General features: G+C 65.1%; 22 protein-coding genes and 1 pseudogene. 8 read left to right on the plus strand and 15 right to left on the minus strand.

The annotated features are described in order from the left end of the window. Together uca and CBI38_RS07530 are read right to left on the minus strand one after the other, a co-directional pair. The gene (gene uca / locus CBI38_RS07525) at window positions 1-3621 is read right to left on the minus strand and encodes an urea carboxylase (RefSeq protein WP_230990106.1); all 3621 of its coding nucleotides are present in this window, start codon (window positions 3619-3621) and stop codon (window positions 1-3) included. Window positions 3622-3713: 92 nt separating this feature from the next. Continuing rightward, window positions 3714-5150: a short-chain fatty acid transporter gene (locus CBI38_RS07530; RefSeq protein ID WP_109327718.1), complete on the minus strand. Its 1437-nt coding sequence runs from the start codon at window positions 5148-5150 to the stop codon at window positions 3714-3716. Window positions 5151-5312: 162 nt separating this feature from the next. Between CBI38_RS07530 and CBI38_RS07535 the strand changes: the two are divergent. Next, window positions 5313-5923, plus strand: a pseudogene (locus CBI38_RS07535) (GyrI-like domain-containing protein). A 28-nt stretch (window positions 5924-5951) separates the two neighbouring features. Here the strand turns inward: CBI38_RS07535 and CBI38_RS07540 are convergent. The 8 genes from CBI38_RS07540 to ramB all read right to left on the minus strand — a co-directional run bounded on the left by CBI38_RS07540 (window position 5952) and on the right by ramB (window position 13748). After that, complete coding sequence (locus tag CBI38_RS07540) at window positions 5952-6485, minus strand: carboxymuconolactone decarboxylase family protein (RefSeq protein WP_109327720.1); 534 nt, start codon at window positions 6483-6485, stop codon at window positions 5952-5954. Window positions 6486-6590: 105 nt separating this feature from the next. Then, entirely contained in the window at window positions 6591-7289 is a 699-nt protein-coding gene (locus tag CBI38_RS07545) for a GntR family transcriptional regulator (protein ID WP_109327721.1), read from the minus strand. Continuing rightward, the gene (gene urtE, locus CBI38_RS07550; RefSeq protein WP_109327723.1) at window positions 7289-8002 is read right to left on the minus strand and encodes an urea ABC transporter ATP-binding subunit UrtE; all 714 of its coding nucleotides are present in this window, start codon (window positions 8000-8002) and stop codon (window positions 7289-7291) included. Before urtE ends, CBI38_RS07545 begins: the two co-directional genes overlap by 1 nt. Further along, entirely contained in the window at window positions 7989-8834 is an 846-nt protein-coding gene (urtD, locus tag CBI38_RS07555) for an urea ABC transporter ATP-binding protein UrtD (RefSeq protein ID WP_109327725.1), read from the minus strand. The genes urtE and urtD overlap by 14 nt, the downstream gene beginning before the upstream one ends. Further along, entirely contained in the window at window positions 8831-9949 is a 1119-nt protein-coding gene (gene urtC / locus CBI38_RS07560; protein ID WP_109327727.1) for an urea ABC transporter permease subunit UrtC, read from the minus strand. Before urtC ends, urtD begins: the two co-directional genes overlap by 4 nt. Continuing rightward, window positions 9946-10830 (minus strand): urea ABC transporter permease subunit UrtB, encoded by an 885-nt coding sequence (gene urtB / locus CBI38_RS07565; RefSeq protein ID WP_109327729.1) that lies wholly within the window; start codon window positions 10828-10830, stop codon window positions 9946-9948. Before urtB ends, urtC begins: the two co-directional genes overlap by 4 nt. Before the next feature lie 40 nt (window positions 10831-10870). Beyond that, complete coding sequence (urtA, locus tag CBI38_RS07570) at window positions 10871-12124, minus strand: urea ABC transporter substrate-binding protein (RefSeq protein WP_109327731.1); 1254 nt, start codon at window positions 12122-12124, stop codon at window positions 10871-10873. A 211-nt stretch (window positions 12125-12335) separates the two neighbouring features. Further along, a complete protein-coding gene (gene ramB, locus CBI38_RS07575) occupies window positions 12336-13748 on the minus strand; it encodes an acetate metabolism transcriptional regulator RamB (RefSeq protein WP_109327734.1) in 1413 nt (470 codons plus the stop codon). A gap of 538 nt (window positions 13749-14286) precedes the next feature. Here ramB and aceA point away from each other — a divergent pair. The 4 genes from aceA to CBI38_RS07600 all read left to right on the plus strand — a co-directional run bounded on the left by aceA (window position 14287) and on the right by CBI38_RS07600 (window position 20132). Next, window positions 14287-15576 (plus strand): isocitrate lyase, encoded by a 1290-nt coding sequence (gene aceA, locus CBI38_RS07585; RefSeq protein WP_109327738.1) that lies wholly within the window; start codon window positions 14287-14289, stop codon window positions 15574-15576. Window positions 15577-15701: 125 nt separating this feature from the next. Beyond that, window positions 15702-16598, plus strand: coding sequence for a 3-hydroxybutyryl-CoA dehydrogenase (locus CBI38_RS07590; protein WP_109327740.1), 897 nt, complete (start codon window positions 15702-15704; stop codon window positions 16596-16598). Between the two features lie 117 nt (window positions 16599-16715). Then, window positions 16716-19010 (plus strand): 5-methyltetrahydropteroyltriglutamate--homocysteine S-methyltransferase, encoded by a 2295-nt coding sequence (gene metE / locus CBI38_RS07595; protein WP_109327742.1) that lies wholly within the window; start codon window positions 16716-16718, stop codon window positions 19008-19010. 81 nt (window positions 19011-19091) lie between these two features. After that, on the plus strand, window positions 19092-20132 hold the full coding sequence (locus CBI38_RS07600; RefSeq protein WP_109327744.1) for an NAD(P)-dependent alcohol dehydrogenase: 1041 nt from the start codon (window positions 19092-19094) through the stop codon (window positions 20130-20132). Between the two features lies 1 nt (window position 20133). Here CBI38_RS07600 and CBI38_RS07605 read toward each other — a convergent pair whose 3' ends face one another. Next, entirely contained in the window at window positions 20134-20931 is a 798-nt protein-coding gene (locus CBI38_RS07605; protein ID WP_109327746.1) for a SigB/SigF/SigG family RNA polymerase sigma factor, read from the minus strand. Then, window positions 20928-21362 (minus strand): ATP-binding protein, encoded by a 435-nt coding sequence (locus CBI38_RS07610; protein ID WP_109327748.1) that lies wholly within the window; start codon window positions 21360-21362, stop codon window positions 20928-20930. The genes CBI38_RS07605 and CBI38_RS07610 overlap by 4 nt, the downstream gene beginning before the upstream one ends. A gap of 221 nt (window positions 21363-21583) precedes the next feature. Between CBI38_RS07610 and CBI38_RS07615 the strand changes: the two genes are divergently transcribed. Together CBI38_RS07615 and CBI38_RS07620 are read left to right on the plus strand one after the other, a co-directional pair. After that, window positions 21584-22273: an ANTAR domain-containing protein gene (locus tag CBI38_RS07615; protein ID WP_109327750.1), complete on the plus strand. Its 690-nt coding sequence runs from the start codon at window positions 21584-21586 to the stop codon at window positions 22271-22273. Window positions 22274-22632: 359 nt separating this feature from the next. Further along, window positions 22633-22941, plus strand: a complete 309-nt coding sequence (locus CBI38_RS07620; RefSeq protein ID WP_109327752.1) for an STAS domain-containing protein — start codon at window positions 22633-22635, stop codon at window positions 22939-22941. Between the two features lie 48 nt (window positions 22942-22989). Here CBI38_RS07620 and CBI38_RS07625 read toward each other — a convergent pair whose 3' ends face one another. The 3 genes from CBI38_RS07625 to CBI38_RS07630 form a co-directional block, all read right to left on the minus strand. Then, window positions 22990-24186, minus strand: coding sequence for a glycosyltransferase (locus tag CBI38_RS07625; protein WP_109327754.1), 1197 nt, complete (start codon window positions 24184-24186; stop codon window positions 22990-22992). A 186-nt stretch (window positions 24187-24372) separates the two neighbouring features. After that, on the minus strand, window positions 24373-24528 hold the full coding sequence (locus tag CBI38_RS38355) for a DUF6131 family protein (protein ID WP_201453523.1): 156 nt from the start codon (window positions 24526-24528) through the stop codon (window positions 24373-24375). Window positions 24529-24547: 19 nt separating this feature from the next. After that, window positions 24548-25105, minus strand: a complete 558-nt coding sequence (locus CBI38_RS07630; protein WP_109327756.1) for a DUF2231 domain-containing protein — start codon at window positions 25103-25105, stop codon at window positions 24548-24550. A gap of 121 nt (window positions 25106-25226) precedes the next feature. Here CBI38_RS07630 and CBI38_RS07635 point away from each other — a divergent pair, with 121 nt between their 5' ends. Beyond that, window positions 25227-25448, plus strand: coding sequence for a hypothetical protein (locus tag CBI38_RS07635; protein WP_109327758.1), 222 nt, complete (start codon window positions 25227-25229; stop codon window positions 25446-25448). Window positions 25449-25458: the final 10 nt, after the last annotated feature.

The raw sequence follows: 25458 nt of genomic DNA on the forward strand, positions 1-25458 counted from the left end.
TCAGTTCTCTGCTCCGATCACGAAGAGGGGGGCGCCGGGCTCGACGATCGATCCCGGTGAAACAAGCACTTGCAGAACCCTTCCGGAGGCGGTTGCAGGAACCGGCATCTCCAGTTTCATGGCTTCGAGCACCACGGAGTTGTCGCCGAGCCGGACCCGCTGCCCGACCTCGACCTCGACTCGCCACACGCTGCCCACCAGCGGAGCTTCGACGACGACCGCACCGGGCGGCAGGTCGACGGGCGGCTGTTCGGGGAGAGGTGGCGGTTCGACACGGTCGTATTCACCGGACACACGCCACGCAGACTTCTCGGCGTCGAAAGCCGCCGACTGCCTGCTGTTGAACGCTGCGATCGACTCGGCGTTGTCGGTAAGGAACTTCAGGTGATCGGCGAGTGCGAAGGTGCCCTCGGAGATCTCCGTATCGAACCGCCCCGCCACAGCCTGCTCGCGGTACTTCCGCAGTTCCTCCGGGGTCACCGGTTCCCAGACGATGCGGTCGAAGAACCGGAACATCCAGGGTGTGCCCTCGTCGAAGGGGCGGTGCTGCCGGTAACCGGACCAGATGGGTACCGTGCGGCCGATCAACTGGTAGCCGCCCGGCGACTCCATGCCGTAGACGCACAGGTACTTTCCGCCGATGCCGACGGCGTCGGACGGCGTCCAGGTGCGTGCCGGGTTGTACTTGGTGGTGACCAGGCGGTGCCGGGGGTCGAGTGGCACGGCCAGCGGCGCACCGAGGTAGACGTCACCGAGCCCGAGTACCAGGTACTCGGCGTCGAACACGGTGTCGCGCACGTCGTCGACACTGCCCAACCCATTCATGCGCCGGATGAATTCGGTGTTGGAGGGCAGCCAGGGAGCCTCGTCCCGGACGCCGCTGCGGTAGCGGTCGATCGCCTCCGCGATGGAGGGGTCGTCGAAGGACAACGGTAACCGGACAGTTCGGCTCGGGACGACCAGGTCGTGCGTGGCGGGCAGCAGTTCCTCGATGTCCTGCAGGATGTCGAGTAGGCGGCCACCGGGGAGGACGTCCGGGTCGAAATGCAGGTGCAGCGACCGCACCCCCGGGGTGATGTCGATGATGCCGCGCACCCCGCGTCGGATCAACTCTTCCGACAGCGCGTGCACCCGCATCCGGAGTCCGAGGTCGAGTTGCTGTTCACCGTATTCGACGAGGATGTTGTCGTCCCCGCCGCGAAGGTATGCCACCGCGGGGCGGTCCAGTACGGGCCCGGTTCGCCCCAGAACGCCTCCGTCGGCCTTGGCGGGAGTCCGGACATTTCGCGGAACATCCAGAGCGCGAGAGGAATCGGATCGCCGAAGTTCGTGCGCATCGGATTCGGACACCGCCACGAAGCGCACCCGGTCACCCGGCCGGATCTGCCCCAGCTTCCACCGGTGGGCGCTGACGACGGTGAGCGGGCAGGCGAAGCCACCGAGACTCGGGCCGTCGGGACCGAGGAGGATCGGCGTGTCACCGGAGACGTTGAGGGCACCCACGCTGTACGGGTTGTCGTGCAGGTTCGACGGGTGGAGTCCCGCCTCGCCGCCATCGGTCCGCGACCAGGTGGGTTTGGGTCCGTCGAGGCGGAGACCGGTGCGATTGGCGTGCGCCTGCACTTTCCAGGTGGTGTCGTAGAACTGCGCCATATCGGATTCGGTGAAGTACGACGGCGCAGACTGCGGACCCTCGGTGACCGCCAGATGCCACAGGTGAGTGCAGTGGGGACGCGACTCCTTCGGAACGGGGTGTGGAGTGCCCAGGTTGCTGGTGTCGTCGACGAGTCCGAGTACGTCCCCGGTGGCAACTGCCTTACCGGTGATGCCGCCGAAACCACCGAGCGGGAAAGTGGAAGCGCTGCCGTGAAAGAGCGGTGCGTCGATGCCGCCGTGGACGGCGAGGTACGTGCGCAGACCGGTGTCGGTGGGACTGCCGATGTCGAGAACGGAACCGGCGGGCACCTCGACCGGCTCCCACAACGGGACGGCGTCGCCATCGATCGTGACCGGTGCATCCGCGCCGCCGACACAGATCAGGGTGGCATCGGAGAACTCGAGTCGCGGACCCTGCAGGGTGCATTCGAGGCCCGGCGCCCCGGCGGGGTTGCCGACGGCGGAGTTCACGAGCTGGAACGAAAGGTCGTCCATCGGTCCGGACGGCGGAATGCCGACGCTCCACAGCCCGGTGCGGCCTGGATAGTCCTGCACGGTGGTCATCGTCCCTGCCCGGAGGACGTCGATACGACGGCCCGTCGAACGGAAGTCGGTGAGAAAGCCGGTGGTATGGACGGCATCGAGAACTTCTGCGGCAGAACAGATTCGCCGCAGCTGCGGCAGGTTCGTCTGAATTCCGTAGATGTGCGTGTCGGACAGGGCCTCGGCCAACGCGGCGAACGCACCCGTGCGCCGATGCCCGCGAGTGATCACCTTGGCGAGCATCGGGTCGTAGTACGGGCTCACCTCCGTGCCGGTGTCGACCCACGTCTCCACCCGCGTGTGGGCAGGAAACTCGACTCCGGTGAGCCGCCCCGCGCTGGGGAGGTAGTCGTGGCCAGGGTCCTCGGCGTAGATCCGGGCTTCCACCGCGGTACCGACGATGTCCGGTCCGGTGTCGGGGAGGCCCTCGAGCATCGACGAATCTCCTCGTGCGAGCCGCAGCATCCACTCGACCAGATCGATACCGGTGACTTCCTCGGTGACCGGATGTTCCACCTGCAAGCGGGTATTCATCTCGAGGAACGACGCCTCACCGCGATCCACGTCGTAGACGAACTCGACCGTCCCTGCGGATCGGTAGTCGACGGACGACGCCAGCATGCGAGACGAACTCAGCAATCGCTCGACGACGTCATCGGGCAGTCCGGGTGCGGGAGCCTCCTCCACCACTTTCTGATGGCGCCGCTGAAGCGAGCAGTCGCGTGTGCCGAGGCTGAGGGTACGTCCGAGGCCGTCACCGAAAACCTGCACTTCGATGTGCCGCGCCCGGGCGACGAAGCGTTCGAGGAACACACCCGAAGACGAGAAGTTCGCCTCGGCCAGCCGCTGGACGCGGTCGTACGCTTCCGCGAGGTCGCCGGCGTCGAAGCAGGCCTGCATACCGATTCCGCCGCCACCACCGACTGCCTTGATGATTACCGGGTATCCGATATCCGAGGCTGCGGACAGCGCTGCATCCACCGAGTCGAGGAGGCCGCTGCCCGGTACGAGCGGAACCCCCACGGCTAGAGCCTTTTCCCGGGCGGTGTGCTTGTTTCCGAAAATTCGGAGCTGTTCCGGTGTGGGACCCACGAAGGCAATGCCCGCCGACTCGGCTGCGGTGGCGAAGGCGTCGTTCTCGGAGAGGAACCCGTACCCGGGATGGATTGCGCCCGCGCCGGTGGCCAGCGCAGCCTCGACGACGGCATCGGCGCGTAGATACGACTCGGCTGCGGGGGCGGGTCCGAGTCGCACCGCCATGTCGGCCATCTCGACGTGCGCAGCCGCCGCATCGGCGTCGGAATACACCGCCACCGTCTTGAGTCCCAGAATGTGCGCCGAGCGCATGATGCGACAAGCGATCTCGCCCCGGTTCGCTACGAGGAGCGTGTCGAACGAGTACTCGACCGGCGGCGTATTCATCCCTGTGGACATGCTTGTATACGCTAAGGACGTCGTGTTGCGCGGAGATTTCTCGCGGTAAAGCGTGGGTTAGTAGAATCTCTCGCGCGCCGTCATGGCGTGGGTATTACCGGCGGCACGTAGTCGAAGGTCATCCCGAGTAGCCACACCAGGAGCAGAACCACCGGCAGGTGGAACATGAACTGCAGGAAGGTGAATCCCACGAGGTCGCGGGCGCGCAGCTTCAGCACCGCCAGGAGCGGCAGCATGAAGAACGGGTTGACGAGGTTGGGCAGTGCCTCGGCCACGTTGTAGATCTGAACCGTCCAGCCCAGGTTCATCTGGACGTCGGTGGCCGCCTGCATGACATACGGGGCCTCGACCAGCCATTTTCCGCCACCGGAGGGGACGAAGACCCCCAGCACCACGGTATAGAGGGCGATGACGACCGCGAAACTCCCGCCGCCCCCGATGTTCGTGAAGAACTCCGCAAGGTGTTCCGAGATGGTGAGACCCCCGTTGCCTTCGGCCTCGGTGAGAATCGCTGCCATCGCGGCATAGAGGGGAAACTGGACGAGAATACCGGCCGTGGCCGGCACGGCGAGATTCACAGCTTGCAGGAACTTGCGGGGTGTCCCGTGCAGCACCAGTCCCAGCATGAGGAATACCAGCAGATATCCATTCAAACTGCTGACAACGGTGAGCACCGGCTTCGTGACGAGCTGAGAGACCAACCATCCCAGCGTCATCAGGGCGGCGAGGACCGGCAGGATACGGCTGTACTCGAGCCACTCTCCCGGCCGCGAGCGCGGCGCCACCTCGGCCGGCTGGTCGTCTATATCGACATCCAGTTCTTCGGCAGTCTTGATGGCGGAACCCCTCGGCGCGGAGAAATGCGCGATCGCCACGGTCAGCGCGGTGATAATGGCGCACATGAGCAGCGACTGCCACGTGAAAATCGTGTCACCGAAGTCGAGGACGCCGGTGATCTTCAGCAGTGCCGGAGGCAGCGAGGTGGCAGTGGCCTGCAGTTGCGCGGCCGAAGAGGACATGCCGAGCGCCCACACGGCGCCCAGTCCCATGAAGGCCGCTGCGCCGAGCGCGCGATAGTCCACACGTAGATCGGTCCGGCGGGCGATCGCACGGGCCAGGAGACCACCGAAGACGAGACTGAGTCCCCAGTTCAGGAAGGACACCGACATCGACAGGAATGCAACGACACTCACTGCACTGCTTGCGGTGCGCGGCACGGTGGCCAGCCGGTCGATCAGCCTGGCGACCGGTGGAGAGGTGGCCACGACATATCCGGTGAGTACCACCATGGCCATCTGCAGGGTGAAAGCAGTGAGATCCCAGAAGCCGTCACCGAAAGCATCGACGACCGCGTGAGGGGAGGAACCGTTGGCCAGAGCGGCGACGGCCACGAGGACGACACCGGCCAGCGCGAAAACGTAGGCGTCCGGAAACCACTTCTCGGTCCAGGCGGCGAGTGACTGGGCGACCCGTGCCAGTCCTCTTTCGGAGCTGGTTTCCTGGGCGGTGTCCGTCATTCGTCGATTCCCATCTGTGCGATGTCCACTCGTTCCAACTGTGACGCGGTGCGTCACGCTCAATCGGTGAAGTATCGATGCAGACTTCAGCGCAGACAAGGCAGACATACGCAGACACCGACTGCAGAAATGCAGAAATGCAGAAACAGGAAAGGCGTCACCGTGGACAAGTACGACTGCAAGAAGGAGCGGAAGCGGCTCTACGCGCCGAGCACCGGAGGGTTCGCTCTGGTCGACGTCCCGGAGTTGACCTATATCGCAGTGGACGGACATGGTGACCCGAACACCTCACCCGAGTACGCCGCGGCCGTCGAGGCGCTGTATGCCACCGCTTACACGATCAAATTCGCCAGCAAAATCGCCCACGGTCGCGATTTCGTCGTCGGTCCGCTCTGTGGCGTGCCGCCGACCCACGCAGCTTCATCACCCGCGACAAGGACAGCTGGGACTGGACCATGATGATCGTGCAACCCGACTGGATCACCACGGCCGACATCGAGGATGCACGGTCGGCGGTCGCCGCCAAAAAGGAGCTTCCCGCTCTCGATCTGCTGCGCCCGCTCACGTTCATCGAAGGCGTAAGCGTGCAGATCCTGCACCTCGGCTCCTACGACGACGAGGCGCCTACCCTCGCCCGACTACACGACGAGTTCATGCCCGAGCACGGACTGGTCTTCAACGGCGATCATCACGAGATCTACCTCAGCGACCCCCGGCGGACGGCACCGGCGAAACTCCGGACGGTTCTCCGGCAGCCCGTCCGCCCGGCGTAGCGAAGGGGTGTGAACCGGACCTTGGCGTCTACGTGTAGTCCCGCTCGATCCGCAATGTGCCGATGGTCGTGGCCAGCGCGTCGTATTGCGTGACCAGAAAACAGAACTCGATCAGCTGGCGGTCGTCGAAGTGGGCGCTGAGCGCCGACCACGCGGCATCGTCGAGATTGTCGGTGGTGACGAGTTGGTCGACGGCCGTGAGGATGGCGCGGCGGCGCACATCCCAGCCCTCGGCGTCCGGACCGTCGAGCACCTGCTGGAGAAGGGCCGGGGTGACGCCGGCGCGGCGTCCGAGACGGACGTGGTGATCCATCTCGTACCCGCACTTCCGCAGATGAGCTACGCGGAGAATGATCAGTTCGGTCTCGTGCCGGGAGATCTTTCCACCGGGCATCAACTTGCTGGAGTAGCGCAGCCACGCCCGGAACAGGCCCCTCGCGCGGCCGACCGTGCTGAACAGATGCGCGTCGGGGACACCGGCGACGGTCGAAAGGATCCGCCACAACACCCAGTTGACCGGTCCGAGCTCCTTCAGACGTCCTGGTGGAATGCGTGCGCTCATGCGACTCCCTTCCGTCGGGACTGTGTTACCGAGCGGTAGCAAGACGCTAGCACTAGCTCGGCTTCTCGGTCGAGAAAAGGGAGCCCACGCGAGGGAAACGCGGTCTCAATCCCGGACGGCCCACGCCATCCGCGCCAGCGAAAGCGCCTGTTCGGCACGTTCGATCACCACTTCTCGCGACTCGCTAATGTGCGCCAGCAGGGTGTCGTAGGCGGCATCGAGTTTGCGATCCAGCGTCAGTTCTGCCACCGAGATGTGCTCGTCGATGGTCGCAGTCATGCGGTCGGGGGTGAGGTAGTCGAACATCCGCACCGGTCGTACCTTCGCATTCACGTTGACGAGGGCGTCCGACAACGCTGTGTTGCCCGCGGCCCGCAGAAGAACGATGTGGAACTGCTCGTCGAGTGCCACGAACCCGGCGTCGGGCTCCGGAGTGTCCTTGCGCAGGGCGTACCACTTGTCGAGTTCGGGTCCCAGGACGTCGGGGTCGTGCTGCCTCGACTCGTCGTCTCTGACCCGTGCGATGCCCTGCAGTTCGAGTGTGATGCGGAGTTCGTAGAGCCCGGCGAGTTCGTCGATGCGCGGACGGTACGGAAAGAGCCCACCCACATCGCGTTGCACGAGCCCGTCCGCCAGCAGACGAGCCAGAGCCTCCCGTACCGGCGTCCGGGACACGCCGTACGTCTCGGCGAGGCGTTCCTCGCCGAGGCGCTGTCCGGGCGGAATTCGTCCGCTCATGAGGTCGGTCCGCAGCGCGAGGTACACCTGGTCGCTGAGTGGACCGGCTGATTCTCGGCGAGCCATCAGATGGCCATTGCCGCGCGGACGTCGGACACCGCGATACGGACGTCGGACTCGGGTGCGGCGCCACCGGCACCCGACGACGTGACCTGCCCCGACTCGAGCACGTAGTAGCGCTCCGCCGATTCGAGCGCGAAGCCGATGTGCTGCTCGACGAGCAGGACGCCGAGCCCGCCCCGACGCGTGAGCTCCATGATCGTGCGTTCGATCTCCGCGACCACGGACGGCTGAATGCCCTCGGTCGGTTCGTCGAGAATCAACATCTTCGGCTCGGTGATGAGCGCCCGGGCAATGGCCAGCTGCTGACGCTGACCACCCGAGAGAAGGCCGGCACGTCGTTCGAGAAGGCCACGCAATGCGGGAAAGAGATCGAGTGCCTCCCCGATGAGTTCCTTTCCGCGCTTGCGGCCGTCGGCAACCGCTTGGAGGTTTTCGGCGGTGGTCAGCTGCCCGAACGACTGCTGGCCCTGCGGGACGTACGCGAGGCCGCGCGCCACGCGGGCGCTCGGGCGCAGCGCCGTGACGTCCTCGCCGTCGAACAGCACCCGCCCGGAATCGACCTTGATCAGTCCGACCGCAGCCCGCAGAAGCGTCGTCTTGCCCGCGCCGTTGTGACCCATCACCGCTGCCACGCCGTCCGACGGCACCGTCAGCGAGACCCCGTGGATTACTTCGGTCCGGCCATACCCGGCGCGGATGTCGTCAAGCTCGAGCATCGCTGTCCTCCTTCGAAACCTCGGGCTGCAACTCGGGAGCGGCGCCGGCGGCGGCCGTCCCGAGGTACACCTCCTGCACACGCGGGTCTGCCTGCACCTGTTCGACGGTGCCCTCGCTCAGCACCTTCCCCGCGTGCAGCACGGTCACCGACGTGGCGAACGCGCGCATGAAATCCATGTCGTGCTCGACCACGACGACGGTCCGCTCACCTCCGATGCGGCGCAACAGGTTTCCCGTCTCTTCCCGCTCCTCGGAACTCATCCCGGCAACAGGTTCGTCGAGCAGGAGAACCGAGCAATTCTGCACCAGCAGCATGCCGATCTCGAGCCACTGCTTCTGGCCGTGCGCGAGAATCCCGGCCGGGGTGTCGCGGAGGCTGCCGAGACCCGTGACCTCGAAAGCCTCCTCGATGGCGGGGAGCACCGTCTTGCGGCGGCGCAGCAGGGTGAGTGCCGAGCGGCCCGCACCCGCCGCGATGTCGAGGTTCTGGAGAACCGTCAACTCCTCGAACACACTCGCAGTCTGGAACGTGCGTCCCACCCCGAGCCGGGCGATGCGGTGCACCTTCTTACCGATCAGCTCGACACCGGACTTGGTGACCGATCCGGTCGCAGGGACGAGCCCGGTGATGGCGTCGACGAGCGTGGTCTTGCCCGCACCGTTAGGTCCGATGAGGAACCGCAGATCACCCTGCAACAGAGTGAGATCGACGCCGTCGACAGCCTTGAACCCGTCGAAGCTGACGCGTAGATCGCGCACCTCGAGGTACTCGCTGGACATCCCGGCGTTGCCGCCGAGCACAGGTTCCTTGGACGTGGTGGACGTGGTCATCGCGCCATCTCCATTCGTTCCGTCGACTCCGTGTCGTCCTCCGGTCCGGGCGAGGAAGGTTCGTCTGGGGACGCCTTCTGCCTGCGTTTCAGCAGTGCGAACAGGCCGGCGACACCGGCCGGGAAGAATCCGACCACCACGATGAACAGCAGGCCCTGGGCGTAAATCCATCCGGAGGGGAAGGACTCGGAGAAGGCACTCTGCGCCCACGCGACCCCGATCGCACCCAGAACCGGACCGAGCAGGGTGGCGCGGCCACCGATGGCGACCCCGATCAGGAAGGCGATCGAGGGAACGATTCCGACGTCGGCGGGGGAGATGATGCCGACGATCGGCACGAACAGCGCACCCGCGATCCCGGCGAAGAAGGCGGCGGTCACGTAGGCGACGAGCTTGATGTTCGCCGGGTCGTACCCGAGGAAGCGGACACGCTCCTCCTGGTCACGGACGGCGACGAGCAGTTCACCGTAGCGGCTGTTCATCAGTTGCCGCACGATCGCCACCACGGTGAGGAGAACACCGGCGGCGATGAAGAACAGCATCTGCTTGTTGGCGGGATCGTTCAGGTTGAAACCGAAGAAGGTGCGGAACCGGTTGAGGCCGTTGCTGCCGCCGGTGGTCTGTTGCCCGACGAGCAGGATCGCGAACGCGGCAGCGAGTGCTTGACTGAGGATCGCGAAATACGCGCCCTTCACCCGGCGTTTGAACACCCCGAGACCCAGCGCGAACGCGACGAGTCCGGGGATCAGCAGAATGCCCAGCACCGTCACGACCGGCGACGTGAACGGCACCCAGTAACCGGGCAGGGCGCGGATACCGGCAATCTGCATGAAGTCCGGCACGGTGTCGCCGCGGAGTTCGGCGTCGGAAATCTTCAGATGCATGGCCATCATGTAGGCGCCGAGCCCGAAGAACACGCCCTGGCCGAGGGTGAGCATCCCGCCGCGGCCCCACGCGAGGCCGATACCGACCGCGACGATCGCGAAGCACAGGAACTTCCCGAGCAGACTCAACCGGAAATCACTGAGAACGGCAGGGGCGACAACGAACAGGAGAAGGGCGGCGAGCGCGAAGCCCGCCCACGCACGGTAACGGCCACTCGTCAGGATGCTCATACGAGACTCCTCGTCTTGACGGCGAACAGGCCCTGTGGCCGAACCTGGAGGAACACCACGATGACCACGAACACGATGACCTTGGCGATCGACGCCGTGGTCGAGTACTCGATGAACGAGTTCAGCAGGCCGAGCGCGAACGCGGCGATCACCGCACCCTTCATCTGCCCCAGACCGCCGACCACGACCACCAGGAAGGCGTCGATGAGGTAGCTCTGACCGATGGTCGGGCTGGTCGAACCGATCAGGGTGAGCGCCACACCCGCGACACCGGCGAGACCGGATCCGATGAAGAACGTCGTCACATCGGTACGGCGACTGGAGATTCCACTCGTTTCGGCCAGATCGCGGTTCTGCACGACCGCCCGAATACGACGTCCCATCGACGATCTCTTCAGTGCCAGCGACAGCGCCACCACCGAGGCGACGGCGAGCACGAGGATGAACAGACGTGTCTTGGGGACCACCGCTCCCAGAATCTCCACACCGCCCGAGAGCCACCCCGGTGCGACGACGTTGACTGCCGGCGCACCGAAGATGTCCCGCGCGAGCTGCTGCAGGATCAAGCCCACACCGAACGTCACCAGCAGGGTGTCGAGCGGCCGGTGGTACATGCGTTTGACCAGAGTGACCTCGAGGAGGACGCCCATGGCACCACCCACCACGAAGCCGACGAGTAGAGAGACGAACAGGGATCCGGTGGCGCTCGAGATCACCTGCTGCACCACGTAAGCGGTGTACGAGCCCGCCATGATGAACTCGCCGTGGGCCATGTTGATGACGCCCATCTGACCGAACGTCAATGACAGTCCCAGCGCTGCGAGCAACAGGATGGATCCGATACTCAGCCCGGTGAACAACTGCCCGATCACTACATCCATGGATGCATGTCCTCTCTCCCTCTACTCGTCGGACGTGGTGCTAGCTACCGAGCGACTCGGCCCAGGGGTAGGACGTCAGGTACGGGTCCGGCTCGATCGGGGTGCCGGAATCCCACACCGTGTAGATCAGGCCGTCTCCCCGGATCTCACCGATCCGGGCCGTCTTGCTGATGTGGTGGTTGGAACCGTCGATCGTGACCTTTCCCTCGGGGGCGTCGAACGCCACTCCGTCCGCGTTGGCCTGAATGTCGGCCGTAGCAAACGAATTCGCCTTCTCGACGGTGTTCTTCCACAGATAGACGGAGGTGTAGGCGGCTTCCATCGGGTCCGACGTCGGCTTGGCGGCGCCGTACCGCGCCTTGTACGCGTCGACGAACGTCTTGTTCTCCGGCGAATCGATGGTCTGGTAGTAGTCCCAGGCCGTGAGCTGGCCTTCGATGTTCTGGACCCCGATACCGCCGACTTCCTCCTCGGCGATCGACACCGACACGACGGGCATGTCCTGGGCGGTCAGCCCCACGTTCTTGTACTCCCGGAAGAACGCGACGTTCGAGTCTCCGTTGAGCGTGTTGAACACGGCATCTGCGTCGGCGGAGCGAACCTTGTTGATGATTGTGGAGAAGTCGGTGGAACCGAGCGGCGTGTAGTCCTCGCCCTTGATCTCGATGCCGTTTGCCTCGGCGTAGGCCTTGATGATGCGGTTCGCGGTCTGCGGGAACACGTAGTCGCTGCCCACCAGGTACAGCGACGTGACGCCCTTCTCCTTCAAGTAGTCGAGGGCAGGAACGATCTGCTGGTTGGTGGTGGCACCCGTGTAGAAGATGTTCTTCGAATCTTCGAGACCCTCGTACTGGACGGGGTAGTAGAGCAGGGAATTGTTGTCCTCGAACACCGGAAGCATCGCCTTGCGGCTCGACGAGGTCCAGCCGCCGAAAACCGCTGCGACACAGTCGCTGCTGATCAGCTTCTCGGCCTTCTCGGCGAACACGGTGGGTTCCGAAGCGCCGTCCTCGGCCACGATCTGAATCTTCTTGCCGAGCACGCCGCCCGCGCTGTTGATTTCGTCGACCGCGAGCGCGATCGAATCCCGGACGGTCACCTCACTGATGGCCATGGTGCCGGACAGCGAATTCAACGACCCGACCTTGATCGTGTCCCCGGAGGTGTCCACGCAGGATGCCGCGGTGGACTCCGTGGCCGTGTCGGATGCCTTGCTGCCGCAACCGGTCAGCACGAGCCCGATCGCGGCGAGCGCGGTCGGTGCAGCGAGGGCGCGCTTGGAGAAGGTGCGCATGTACGGGCCTTTCCGTCGGAGGAGGTGGGGAACCCCGTATTCCGGAACGGATGTATCCGCCCCACGTATACAGAGGTGTATTCGTGGGGCGAACATTAAGCCGCGGTTGTTGCGCCTGAATGTCTGTCGGTGACGTGTTCGTGTCGCGAATTACAGACGTGTGAACAAGCGCTCACAGGGCCCAGCGGTGCGCGGCGGAAAGTGCAATGCGTCACCGAATGAGGTAGGGGGACACCGAACTGCGGTGTTCGCTGATGTCGAGTTGCTTACCCAGGGGCGGGAACGCCCGTTGTGGGCAGTTGACCCGCTCGCACACCCGGCAGCCGGCTCCGATCGGCGTCCCGGGATTCGACTCGTCGAGGTCCAGTCCGTCGCCGTAGACCAGGCGGTGCGCGTGTCTGATCTCGCAGCCGAGCCCGATCGCGAAGATCTTGGCCGGCTGCCCGTAGCGGGCGGCGCGCCGCTCGACGGTGCGGGCCACCCAGAGGTACCGGCGGCCATCGGGCATCTGCGCGATCTGGTTCATGATCTTGCCCGGGTACGCGAACGTTTCGTAGACGTTCCACAGTGGGCAGGTGCCGCCGCTCGTGGAGAAGTGGAAGCCTGTGGCGGATTGGCGCTTCGACATGTTCCCGGCGCGGTCGACGCGCACAAACATGAACGGGACCCCGCGCAGCTTCGGCCGCTGCAGGGTGGAGAGGCGGTGGCAGACCGTCTCGTAGCTGACCGAGTAGAACGCCGACAGACGCTCGATGTCGTAACGGAAGTCCTCGGCGACGTCGTGGAACTGTCCATAGGGCAGCACGGTCGCGGCGGCGAAGTAGTTGGCGAGTCCGAGCCGGGCCAGCGCCACCGACTCGTCGCTGGTGAAGCCGCCCTCCGCCACCATCTTGTCGAGGAGGTCGCCGTACTCCAGGTAGGCCAGTTCGGTGGCGAACTTGAACACCTGCTGCCCGCCCGAAAGGTGCGGCGAGATCTCCAGCACCCGCGACTCGGGGTCGTACCGGTGCAGCACGTTCTCGCCCAGGTCGATGCGGCGAACGATCTGTACGTCGTGCACCGTTTCCAGTCTGCGGGCGATTTCACCACCCACGTCACCGCGGTGGAAACGCAGGCGCGCGGTGAGCTCTTCTGCAGCAGTGTCGAGCTCATGCAGGTAGTTCTGGCGCTGGTAGAAGTAGTCCCGGACCTCTTCGTGCGGCATCGTGATGGAACCGCTGCCGCTGCCGTCGCTGAACCGGTCCTCCGTGGCGGCCGCCAGCTGCGCGGTGGTGTTGCGAAACCGGCGATGCATGTTGACCATGGCCTTAGCCAGGCCTGGATGCGACGCCACCATATCCGCGATCTCCTGAGCGTCGGCGTCGATTCCCATCTCCTGATCGAGGGCAACCTCCCGCATCTCGGCGATCAGGCGAGTGTCGTCCTGGGAGGCGAAGAAGGTGGTGTCGACGCCGAACACCTCGCTGATGCGCAGCAGGACCGGCACGGTGAGCGGCCGGACGTCGTGCTCGATCTGGTTGAGGTAACTGGCGGAGATTTCCAGCGTCTTGGCCAGTGCTGCCTGGCTCATGCCTCGTTCGGTGCGGAGCTGACGCAACCGGGTACCGACGAAGGTCTTCGACATTTCCCCAGCCTACGAACGGTTCGCGGGGTTCGCAAGAGGGGCTTCGCAGCCTTCGCGGGTGCTGCGGTCCGGGATGAACGTACCTTCCAGCGCTGTGGACGCGCCGAAAGGTACATTCGCCCCCCTCGACGCGCGGGGCCGGCCATCGACGCGAGCGCGGTGACAGCCGCGAGCGCGGTATCCGCCCCGATCGGTGATTGCCATCACAACCGGCGCGTCGAGGGGTGCGCGGCGGCGGGGAGGTGCGGGCCGCAGGGGCGCAATTACCTGTGTACGAGGGGTTGCGTGCATTGTGTTCGCGACCTGCGCGTTCTTACTACTGGCGGGTATCTTTCCTCGCCGACAGGGTAGGTCGTGACCCATTCCTTCTTCGCAAAGTTTGCAAGGCTCGATGAAAAGCTAGCGAAGATTGGCAGTAGCAACAGGTAGACGGCACTTTTTGTGTGTGTCATTCTCGATGAGTAACTAGGAAGGGCCTGGCAAGGATGTGAAGCAGTACATCCGTACCGGACCAGCAGATCGAAGAGATGGAGTCTTGATGTCGACCACCGGCACCCCGAAGACCGCAGCTGAGATTCAGCAGGATTGGGACACCAACCCGCGCTGGAAGGGAGTAACCCGCAACTACACGGCGGAGCAGGTCACCAAGCTCCAGGGCACCGTTGTCGAAGAGCAGACCCTCGCACGCCGTGGTTCCGAGATCCTCTGGGACCTCGTGAACAACGAGGACTACATCAACTCGCTGGGCGCGCTGACCGGCAACCAGGCAGTTCAGCAGGTTCGTGCAGGCCTCAAGGCCATCTACCTCTCCGGCTGGCAGGTCGCCGGTGACGCGAACCTTTCCGGACACACCTACCCGGACCAGAGCCTCTACCCGGCCAACTCGGTTCCGCAGGTCGTGCGTCGCATCAACAATGCCCTGCTGCGCGCCGACGAGATCGCCAAGGTCGAGGGCGACACGTCCGTCGACAACTGGCTCGCCCCGATCGTCGCCGACGGTGAAGCCGGCTTCGGTGGTGCACTCAACGTCTACGAGCTGCAGAAGGCCATGATCGCGGCCGGTGTTGCCGGTTCGCACTGGGAGGACCAGCTCGCGTCGGAGAAGAAGTGCGGCCACCTCGGTGGCAAGGTGCTCATCCCCACGCAGCAGCACATCCGCACCCTGACCTCGGCTCGCCTCGCGGCCGACGTCGCGGACGTTCCCACCGTGGTCATCGCACGCACCGACGCCGAGGCCGCAACCCTCATCACGTCGGACGTCGACGAGCGCGACCAGCCGTTCCTGGACGGCACCCGCACCGCCGAGGGCTTCTTCGGTGTCAAGAACGGCATCGAGCCCTGCATCGCTCGCGCCAAGGCTTACGCGCCCTACGCCGACCTCATCTGGATGGAGACCGGCGTGCCGGACCTCGAGGTCGCCAAGCGGTTCGCCGAGTCCGTGCGCAGCGAGTTCCCGGACCAGCTCCTCGCCTACAACTGCTCGCCTTCCTTCAACTGGAAGGCGCACCTGGACGACTCGACCATCGCGAAGTTCCAGAAGGAGCTCGGCGCGATGGGCTTCAAGTTCCAGTTCATCACCCTCGCCGGCTTCCACTCGCTCAACTACGGCATGTTCGACCTGGCCCACGGCTACGCCCGCGAGGGCATGACCGCCTTCGTCGACCTGCAGGAGCGCGAGTTCAAGGCCGCCGAGGAGCGTGGCTTCACCGCCATCAAGCACCAGCGTGAGGTGGGTGCCGGCTACTTCGACAGTATCGCCACCACGGTCGACCCCAACACGTCGACGGCTGCTCTGAAGGGTTCCACCGAAGAAGGTCAGTTCCACTGAGCCTTGTCCACAACAAGGATTCGACCGATCACGGTGTGACCTGATCAATCCCGACCCCCGGGAGGGGCCTGTTCCAGGGCCACTCCCGGGGCGACGACTCCACTAGACGAAAAGGAGCTGACGACGTGACCAGCGACAAAATTCAGCGCGTCGGCGTTATCGGCGCCGGGATCATGGGCGCCGGAATCGCAGAGGTGTGCGCTCGCGCGCACGTCGATGTTCTGGTGTTCGAGCAGACCCGTGAGCTTGCGGCTGCAGGGCGCTCACGCATCCTGCGTTCGCTCGACCGCGGCGTGAGCAGCGGCAAGATCACCGAACGTGAACGTGAACAGGCGGCCTGGCGGCTGCGGTTCACCTCCGATCTCGGTGATTTCGCGGATCGCCAGCTCGTCGTGGAGGCCGTCGTCGAGGACGAGAAGGTGAAGAGTGACATCTTCGCCGAGCTCGACTCGGTCGTGACGGATCCGAATGCCGTGCTGGCATCCAACACGTCGTCGATCCCGATCATGAAGCTGGGCATTGCCACGAAGTCCCCGGAACGGGTCATCGGGATGCACTTCTTCAATCCCGTTCCGGTGCTTCCCCTCGTCGAGCTCGTGACCACGCTCAAGACGAGCAAGGCGGTGGCCGAGCGGGCCGAGGCCTTCGCGAGCGATGTGCTGGGCAAGCAGGTCGTCCGCTCCGCGGACCGTTCCGGCTTCGTCGTCAACGCCCTGCTGGTGCCGTATCTGCTCTCCGCCATTCGCATGGTGGAGTCGGGGTTCGCCACCAAGGAAGACATCGACAAGGCAACGGTGCTCGGCCTCGCACACCCGATGGGTCCGCTCGCGCTGACCGACCTGGTGGGTCTGGACACGGTCAAGTCCATTGCCGACTCCATGTACGAGGAGTTCAAGGAGCCCCTGTACTCGGCACCGCCGCTGTTGCTGCGCATGGTCGAGGCGGGACTTGTCGGCAAGAAGGCGGGCGCCGGCTTCTACGAGTACGCCGAGAACGGCCGGGCCAGCAAGAAAGCAAGCTAGTAGGTAGGTAGGCGACTACCCTGTGCGCCTTTCACGACCCCGGTTGTGAGAGGCGCACAGGTGCATCGAGTCCGAGACGCTTTCCGCCTCCGGACTGAGCCCAGAAAGGTCGACCGCATGTCCAGCACCGCAACATACGGATCCAGCATCCTGGGGTATCCCCGCATCGGAGCGCACCGCGAACTCAAGCGCGCCCTCGAGTCCTACTGGCATGGCACCAGCACGAAGGCAGAACTCGTCGCCGTCGGGCGGGACCTGCAGGAAGAGACGTGGAGTGAGCTCGCCGCGACCGGTTTGACCCAGGTCCCGGGCAACACGTTCTCGTACTACGACCACGTACTCGACAACGCGCTGCTGTTCGGTGCGGTGCCCGAGCGGTTCGCCGCGCTCGAAAGCGAGCTGGATCCGCTGGACTTCTACTTCACGATGTGTCGCGGCCGGCCCGACTTCCCACCACTCGAGCTGGTGCGCTTCTTCGGCACCAACTACCACTACCGCCAGCCCGAGCTGGACGAGAACACCACCTTCTCCCTGCGTTCGGACACGCTGATGGACGAGTTCGCACGGGCGAAGGCGCGCGGAATCGAACTGCGTCCCGTCGTGCTCGGTCCGGTGTCGCTGTTGCTCCTGTCGAAGGTGGGGCCGGCGTCCCGGCGGCACGGCTTCTCGACGCTCGACCTGCTGGACAAGATCCTGCCGGAGTACGAGCTGTTGTTCGAGCAGCTCGCGAAGGCCGGCGCCACGTGCGTCCAGCTCGACGAACCGTCGTTCACCGAAGACCGCACCCCCGAGGAGCTGGCCGCGCTCGCGCGTGCCTACGAGAAGCTGTCGCACGCACCGCTGCGTCCCCGCATCCTCGTCACCGGGCCGTACGGACACCTGGGTGAAGCACTCGCCCTCCTCGCCGCGACCAAGGTCGAGGCTCTCGGTCTCGACCTGGTCAGCCACCGGATGAGCGCCGATGACCTGGCGAAGATCCCCGGCATTCGGCGCAAGCGCATCTACGCCGGTGTGGTCGACGGCCGCAACGTGTGGAGGGTCGACCGGTACAACACCCTGACGTACCTGAACACGATCAAGGACGTCGTGCCGGATCTCGTGGTCTCGACGTCCACGTCGTTGCTGCACGTGCCCTACGACGTGCTGTCCGAGTACGACATCCAGGGCGACGTGGCGGACAGGCTGGCGTTCGCCAAGCAGAAGGTCGGCGAGGTCGTGTCGCTCGCGAAGGCTCTCACCGAGGGGCCGTCGGAGAAGTGGCGCAAGCGCCCCACCTCGGTGCACTTCAAGCTCAAGCACGCCGTGCGTGCGCGGGTCAATGCCATCACGCCGTCCGACCGTGTCCGGGTCCCGTACGAGGAGAGGCGCGTCGCGCAGCAGGAGCGGCTGAATCTGCCCCTGGTTCCCGCGACGACGCTCGGCTCGTTCCCTCAGACGACCGAGATCCGTCAGGCTCGCTACGAGCTGGGGGAGGGACGCCTGGAGTGGGACGAGTACTACAAGCGGATCCAGGCCGAAATCGAGAACACCATCCGGTTGCAGGAAGACATCGGTCTGGACGTGCTGGTGCACGGCGAGCACGAGCGCAACGACATGATCCAGTATTTCGCGGAGCTGCTCGAGGGCTACGCGTACACCCACAACGGCTGGGTGCAGGCCTACGGTTCGCGGTGCACGCGTCCGCCGATCCTCTATGGGGACGTGTCACGGCCGAAGCCGATGACGGTCGAGTGGATCTCGTACGCACAGTCCTTGACGGACAAGCCGGTCAAAGGCATGCTCACCGGTCCGGTGACGATGATCGCGCGGTCGTTCGTCCGCCAGGATCAGCCGTTGTACGAAACGGCGGACCAGCTGGCGTTGGTGATCCGCGACGAGATCGCCGATCTGGAGGCCGCGGGTATAGCGATCATTCAGGTGGACGAGCCGGCCATCCGTGAGCTGCTGCCTCTGCGCGAGGACGGTCGTGAGGCGTATCTCGAGTGGGCTGTCGATGCGTTCCGCCTCGCCACCGGTGGCGCGAAAGCGGAGACACAGATCCACACCCACCTCACCTACACGAGCCGCGCGTCGGTCGTCGATGCCATCGAGCGCCTCGACGCGGACGTCACTGCCATCGTGGCCACCCGGTCCATTACCTGGGTGCTCGATGCTCTCAAGGAACGGGCGCTGACTCACGGGGTCGGCCCCGGTGTGTACGAGAGCAGGTCGGCGCGGATCCCCGATATCGACGAGCTGGACGAACTGCTCACCGAGGCCAGCGAATCCGTCTCCCTAGAGCGGCTGTGGGCCAACCCCGACGGGGGTCTCAAGACCCGTCACTACTGGCAGTTGGAACCCTCGCTACGCAATCTGGTGGCGGCAGCGCGGCGGCTCCGCCGCCGGGCCGAGAAAGAAGAACTCGAGGACTGAGTCGATTCGTCCGGGCGGGCCGTTGTCCTCGGACACGGCCCGCCTGGACGCCGAGCGACGCGAACATGTAGGCATGTGTGCATGGTTACCGCCGCCGCATATGCAGTCACGTCCGCTGAGGGCGCCTTCGAAAAGACCACCATCGAACGTCGGGAACTCGGACCGCTCGACATTCTCATCGAGATCAAGTTCGCGGGCATCTGCCACTCGGACATCCACACCGCCCGCAACGAGTGGGGCGGAACCCACTATCCCGTCGTCCCCGGCCACGAGATCGCCGGTGTGGTGACCGCCGTCGGTTCCGAGGTGACCCGCCACCACGTGGGTGACCGCGTCGGAGTCGGGTGCTTCGTCGACTCCTGCGGTGAATGCGACGCCTGCCGCGCCGGTGAGGAGCAGTACTGCGCGAATCGCGTCACCGGTACCTACAACGCTCGCGGCCGCGACGGCGAGTGGACGCAGGGCGGATATTCGACGCACATCGTCGTGACGGAACGTTTCGTCGTCTCCATTCCGGACGGGCTGGAACTCGACGTCGCGGCGCCGCTGCTGTGCGCCGGAATCACGTTGTACTCACCACTCGCGCACTGGGGCGCGGGCCCGGGCAAGAAGGTAGCCGTCATCGGCATGGGCGGGCTGGGACACGTCGGGGTGAAGATCGCTCATGCGATGGGCGCGGAGGTCACGGTTCTGAGCCAGTCCCTCGGCAAGAAGGAGGACGGGCTGAAGTTCGGGGCCGATCACTACTACGCCACCTCCGATCCGGAGACGTTCAGATCGTTGCGGAGCCGGTTCGACCTGATCGTCAACACGGTGTCGGTGAACCTGGACATCGACGCGTACCTGTCGATGCTCGCGATCAACGGCACCCTCGTAGAACTCGGCCTGCCCGAAAAGCCGATCGAGGTACGCGCGTTCAGTCTCGCCGCCAATCGGCGCAGTCTCGCCGGTTCGATGGTGGGCGGTGTCGCCCAGACTCAGGAGATGTTGGACTTCTGCGCGGAGCACGGCATCGGCGCGGCGATCGAGGTGATTCCGGCGAGCGACATCGATACCGCCTACGACCGCGTCGTCGCCAGCGATGTGCGGTACCGGTTCGTGATCGACGCGGCAACGATCTGACTCACGCCTCGCCGAGCTGATCCCGCAGCGACGCCAGTGTTTTCGCCAGCAGCCGCGAGACGTGCATCTGCGAGATGCCGACGCGGTCGGCGATCTGGGTCTGCGTCATGTTGCCGAAGAACCGGAGCATCAGGACGGTCCGCTCCCGTTCGGGCAGCGACTCGAGCAGCGGGCGCAGGGTCTCGTGATTCTCGACTTCGTCCATCGCGGCGTCGTAGTCACCGATCGTCTCGACCATGGACAGTTCGCCGGACCGCTCGGACGACGTGTTGTCCACGGACACCGTCTGGTAGGCGTTACCTGCGAGGAGGCCCTGTGCCACGTCCTCCTGGTCGATGTGGAGATGTTCGGCCAGCTCGCTGACCGTGGGGGCGTGGCCGAGGGTCTGCGACAACTCGCCCACCGCGAGGCTCAGCGCGAGATGCAGTTCCTTCATGCGGCGCGGTACGCGCACGGCCCACCCGGTATCTCGAAAATGCCGGCGTACCTCGCCCATGATCGTGGGCACCGCGAAGGACACGAAGTCGGAACCACGGGTCACGTCGAACCGATCCACCGAATTGACGAGGCCGAGGCGCGCCACCTGTACCAGGTCGTCGTGCGCCTCGCCTCGCCCGTCGAAACGACGGGCAATGTGCTCTGCGAGGGGGAGACAACGCGTCACCAGCGCGTCGCGGAGAATGCGTCTTTCGGGATCGTCGTCGTCGAGCGCGGCCTTCCGCTCGAACAGTGCTGCCACATCCTGATACTCGTCCGGCCAGCGTGCCGTCTGCCCCCCACCGCGAGTACCGGACGTCACAGAATCGAGCCGTTCTTCACCCTGGTGAATTCCATGGTGGTGACGAATCCCGACGAGGGCGGGTCCAGCTCGTGGCGCATATCGACCGAATCGGTCAGGGCATGGAGTACGTGCCAGCCGAACGAGCGCGGCCCGAGCGAATCAATGGTTGTGGTGGTGCTCGACACGGCCACTCGCAGTGTGCCGTCGAGGTACTGCAGCCGGCACACCAGGACTGCATCGGGCGTCGCGCGGACGATCAATTGGGTGCAGATCTCGTCCATGGCCAGTTTGATGTCGGCGATGGAGTCGAGGTCGAAGTCTTCGTGAATGGCAACGGTGGCTGCCAGGGCGCGTAGTACGGACAGCTGATCGGGCGTTGCTCGCACGCGCAGTTCGACGACGGGATGAGTGTGATCCTGGTCGGGTTCGATTGTCTTGGCGATGGCCATGAGACCTCCGGGTCGGGCGTACCGGGTTGACGGCGGGAGTGTGCCGGCTCGCGGGTGGTGACAAGTCAGGGTAGCGATCCAGGGACACCGCAGGTGGGATACCGCAGAACAACCCCGATCAAACCAGTCCGCGCGGTACGTATGCGCAGGTAGGGTTGGCGCCAAGCGATGAGCGTTCCTCAGGCTCTCGATGGGGCATGTGGTCAGAGGAGACGGGTGGGATGCGGAAGGATCTCCGACGGCAGACTGCGACGAGCGTCGACGCCCCCACGGACGTCGATCCCGTCACCGTGTCGCTCGAAGCGGTACTCCGGCTCCTCGAGACCGAAGACAGTGTCATTGCCCTCCTGAACAACTTGTGCAGGCAGGCGGTTCAGGCATTTCCCGGAGCGGAAATGGCCGGGATCACGCTACTGGGCGCAGCCGGCCCGGCATTCGTGGCCGCAACCTCGGACGAGGTTCTCCACTTGCGCGAGGCCCCGGTGTTCGGTACTGGCGGTAGCTCCCTATCGGTGCCGTTGACCGACGCGACAACACGGGCAGACTCCCGGTCGGGGGATATCGAGACGCTGGGTGCCTTGAACCTGTACGGCAGCCGCCCGCGCGCCTTCGACGACCTCGATCAGTCGGTGCTCGGGTTGCACGTCGACGCGGCGACAGCCGCACTGCGTCAGGTACGACGATGCGAGGAAGCGAGAAGCCTGATCGAACAATTGCGGATAGCAAATGATTCGCGGGCTGTCATCGATCAGGCCAAGGGCATCGTCATGGCGTTGCGGGGAGTAGATGCCGGGGCCGCGTTCGGCGTCCTTGTCGCGCGCTCGCAACAGGAGAACGTGAAGCTGCGTGTGGTCGCCGAGCAAGTGGTGCGCGCCGTCGCGAGACGCGCGCCCGTAGGTAACGCTTTGTAATAGCTCACCTGCGCAGATGTCGGCAGGGGGATCTGTTATTTCCTTGTGACACATCACTGCCGGGAGTAGTCTCGAACCGAGGTTGAACACACAGCCGATGTCGGGAAGCGCTGCCGTAGCAGACGGTGAGAGGTGTCCGAGGTCGGGTCTGTCTGCAGGTGCTCCGCTTCCCCTCGCAATAGTTCGAGATGGGGTGAGCCATGTCTGTTGTTCCAGGGGTCCCAGAACCTGAACTGGCCTGTTCGGGCGCGGGTACCGGCGTCGACTACACACCGAAAGTAGTCCTCGCAGCGGTCGATACCGTTCCGACACGCTGTGCGAGTGCAAAATTCTCTTCCGAGCGAATAGGTTCAGGAGTGATGGTTCTCGGAGTGCGCGGTGACATCGATCTGTTCAGTGCGCCCGTGTTCCACGAATACGTTTGCACCCAGATCTCGCCTGAGGGGCAATTCATCCTCGACATGTCGAAGGTCGACTTCATCGGGACGGCAGGACTGTCGGTCCTCGACAGCGTCCACGCATCGAACCTTCGGGACGGGCGCCATTGGGCAATGGTCTGCGGGCGCCCGCTCTATCGGTTGTTACGGGCTGCGGGTCAGGAATCGAGTTACCCGTGCTTCCCGTCGGTCGACAGCGCGCTCGGGGCGTGGCATGGAAGAACCGCCTGACGGAAGAACCGCCTGACGGCAGATCCTCGGCCAGAACCGGTGCGGAGATCAGTGCGCACCTGTTCGACTCGTGCGCGGGGGAGCGGAAACGCAACGTCCGTACGCACGAAGTGTGTCGGTGGCGACTCGATCCCAGGAATACCGTGCGCGGGCACGGTCGCAGCCAGCCATGCCGAAACCCGCACGCAGCGCATCATCGTCGAAGATTTGCCGTAGTGCCTCGGCCAGTCGTACCGGATTTCGGGGTGAGATCAGCCGCCCGGTGATTCCGTCGACCACCGTGTCCCGCATGCCGCCGACCGCGGAAGCCACCACCGGTGTGCCGCAGGCCATCGCCTCCAGGGGGACCATGCCGAATGGCTCGTACCACGGGGTACACACCACAGCGTCCGCGGAGCGCAGCAGGGAGGGCACGACGTCGTGCCGAACGTGGCCGACGATCCGTACCCTGTTGCTCACCTTGCTCTCACGCGCGAGAGCCAGCAGTCGCATCGCCTCCGGATCGTCGGCGACCCGCTCGGCGGCCGGTCCGCCCGCAATGACCAGTTCGGTATCGGGAAGATGGGTGAGCGCGGCGATGGCGGTGTCGTAGCCCTTGCTCGGCGCCAGCCTGCCGACCATCACGATGCGATGACGCATCCCCTTGTCGTCGGCGCGACCGTCCGGAGTGAATTCCGCGACGTCGACACCGGAAGGAACCACCGATGTTCGGGACCGCGGCAGACCGAGGTGGGCGAGTTCGAAAACCTCGTCGGTACACGTTGCCACCACCCGGGTGGCTCCGCGGGCGATCAACTGCTCGAGGTGAACTCGGTTGGACTGGCTCGTCATCGGACGCTGGAACCGCTCCTCGACGACGCCGAGGGCGTGGAAGGTCTGCACGGTGGGGATGCCGAGGAGGCGCGCCGCGAGCTGCGTCGCAATACCCGACATCCAATAGTGGGCGTGAACGATGTCGGGCCTTTCGGCCTCCCATTCGTTCTTCAGGAAATTGCCGAAACCACCCATCAGGGGCAGTATTTCGGCTTCCGGCATCGGCCGGGGCGGGCCGAGGGGCACCTGCACGACCGTGTATCCGCCCGGCATGGTGAAGCGGTCCGGGAGGGTCTCGTCGGCGCGGCGCGTGTACACGGTGACGTCGTGGCCCTCGCGGGTGAGGGCAGCGGACAATTCCGCCAGATGGATGCTTTGACCGCCTCCGTCGCCGTCCGAATCGGTCAGCGGACCCGCGTTGCCGGAGACCATCGATATTCGTAACCGCCGGGCGGTCACGAGAGGCGCGGTTCTGATCGGCTGACCGACGCAGGAGTCGGGTCTCGGCTGGCGATGAGTGGCGGTCATGCCAGGGGATTCCCGAACTGTGGGTTTGTAAACCGACCGGCTCGCACTCTGTCACAAGACAGGGTTCACGGGACCGGTCGGTGTCGCGATCTAGTACCAGTGGCGCCTGCCGCCGACAGCGCGTCCGGTGGAACCGAGGATCCACAGCACCGCGCCGATCACCAGGAGAATGATGCCGAGAACCCAGAGCCAGTTGAGATTGGCCAGCCATCCGATCAGGAGCAAGATCAACCCGAGCACGATCATGACGTTCCTCGTTTCTTCCTCATCCTCTCGACGCGGGAAGCGTGTCCGCTGATGGACTGCGCTCCACGTCGCCGACTCCTGCGCCCATTGCGTAGGTCAGATGTCCGCCCAGCGTTCCACCGACACCGACCGCGAGGAACCCGGCGACGCTCAGCGCGACAGCTTGCGCGTCGGTACCGCGGCGGCGGCGCAGGAACGACGCGGTGAAGGCGGCGATTCCCAGCGCATTCGCCCCCGCGTGAATGAGGCCGACGCGGCGTTGCGTCGCATCGCGTTCGGCCCAATCCACCCAGCCGGTCGTGAGGGTGGGTACTGCCGAGAGGAGACCGAATCCGATCAACCGTCTGGCGGCGACGTGGTCGCGCAGCACGGTGTCCAGGACCAGGGACCCGGACCAGGCGCCGATCGGGACGGTGACGAGCACGGGATGCAGCGGGTGGCCCAACCAGGAACCCCGCAGAACTTCACGGGCTCCGGTGCCGCTGAGCGTGCCGGCGATCCTGCGCTGCAACAGTGCGCTGACGTTGTCGAGGAAGTCGGCGGACTCCGTCTTGCGTAACAGACCGGGTACGTTCATTCGGCTCGATTACCCCGGCCGGACGGCGCGAAACCCCCGTTGATGCCACCGAGACATCTTGTCGCCGATTGCGGTGCGGCGTAGCGTCGGGAACAGATTCCACCAGGTGAGGTGAGTACTGATGAAACTCAATCTCTTTGCCGCGTGGACAAGCTTCGCGCTCGTCCTGTTCGCGGTGGTCTGCATCGCCGGGTTCCTCGTCGCTGCCGGATCCGGTGAGGGCGGCTGGGCGGTGATCGCCGGTTCGTTGTGCGTCGTCGCCCTCGCAGCAGCAATGGCGCTGTACGGCGGCACAGTGCGCCACGATCACCGGGTGCATCACGACACGCCGCACCTTTTCTGAAGCGACCGCG

This window comes from Rhodococcus oxybenzonivorans (assembly GCF_003130705.1).
GTDB lineage: Bacteria > Actinomycetota > Actinomycetes > Mycobacteriales > Mycobacteriaceae > Rhodococcus_F > Rhodococcus_F oxybenzonivorans.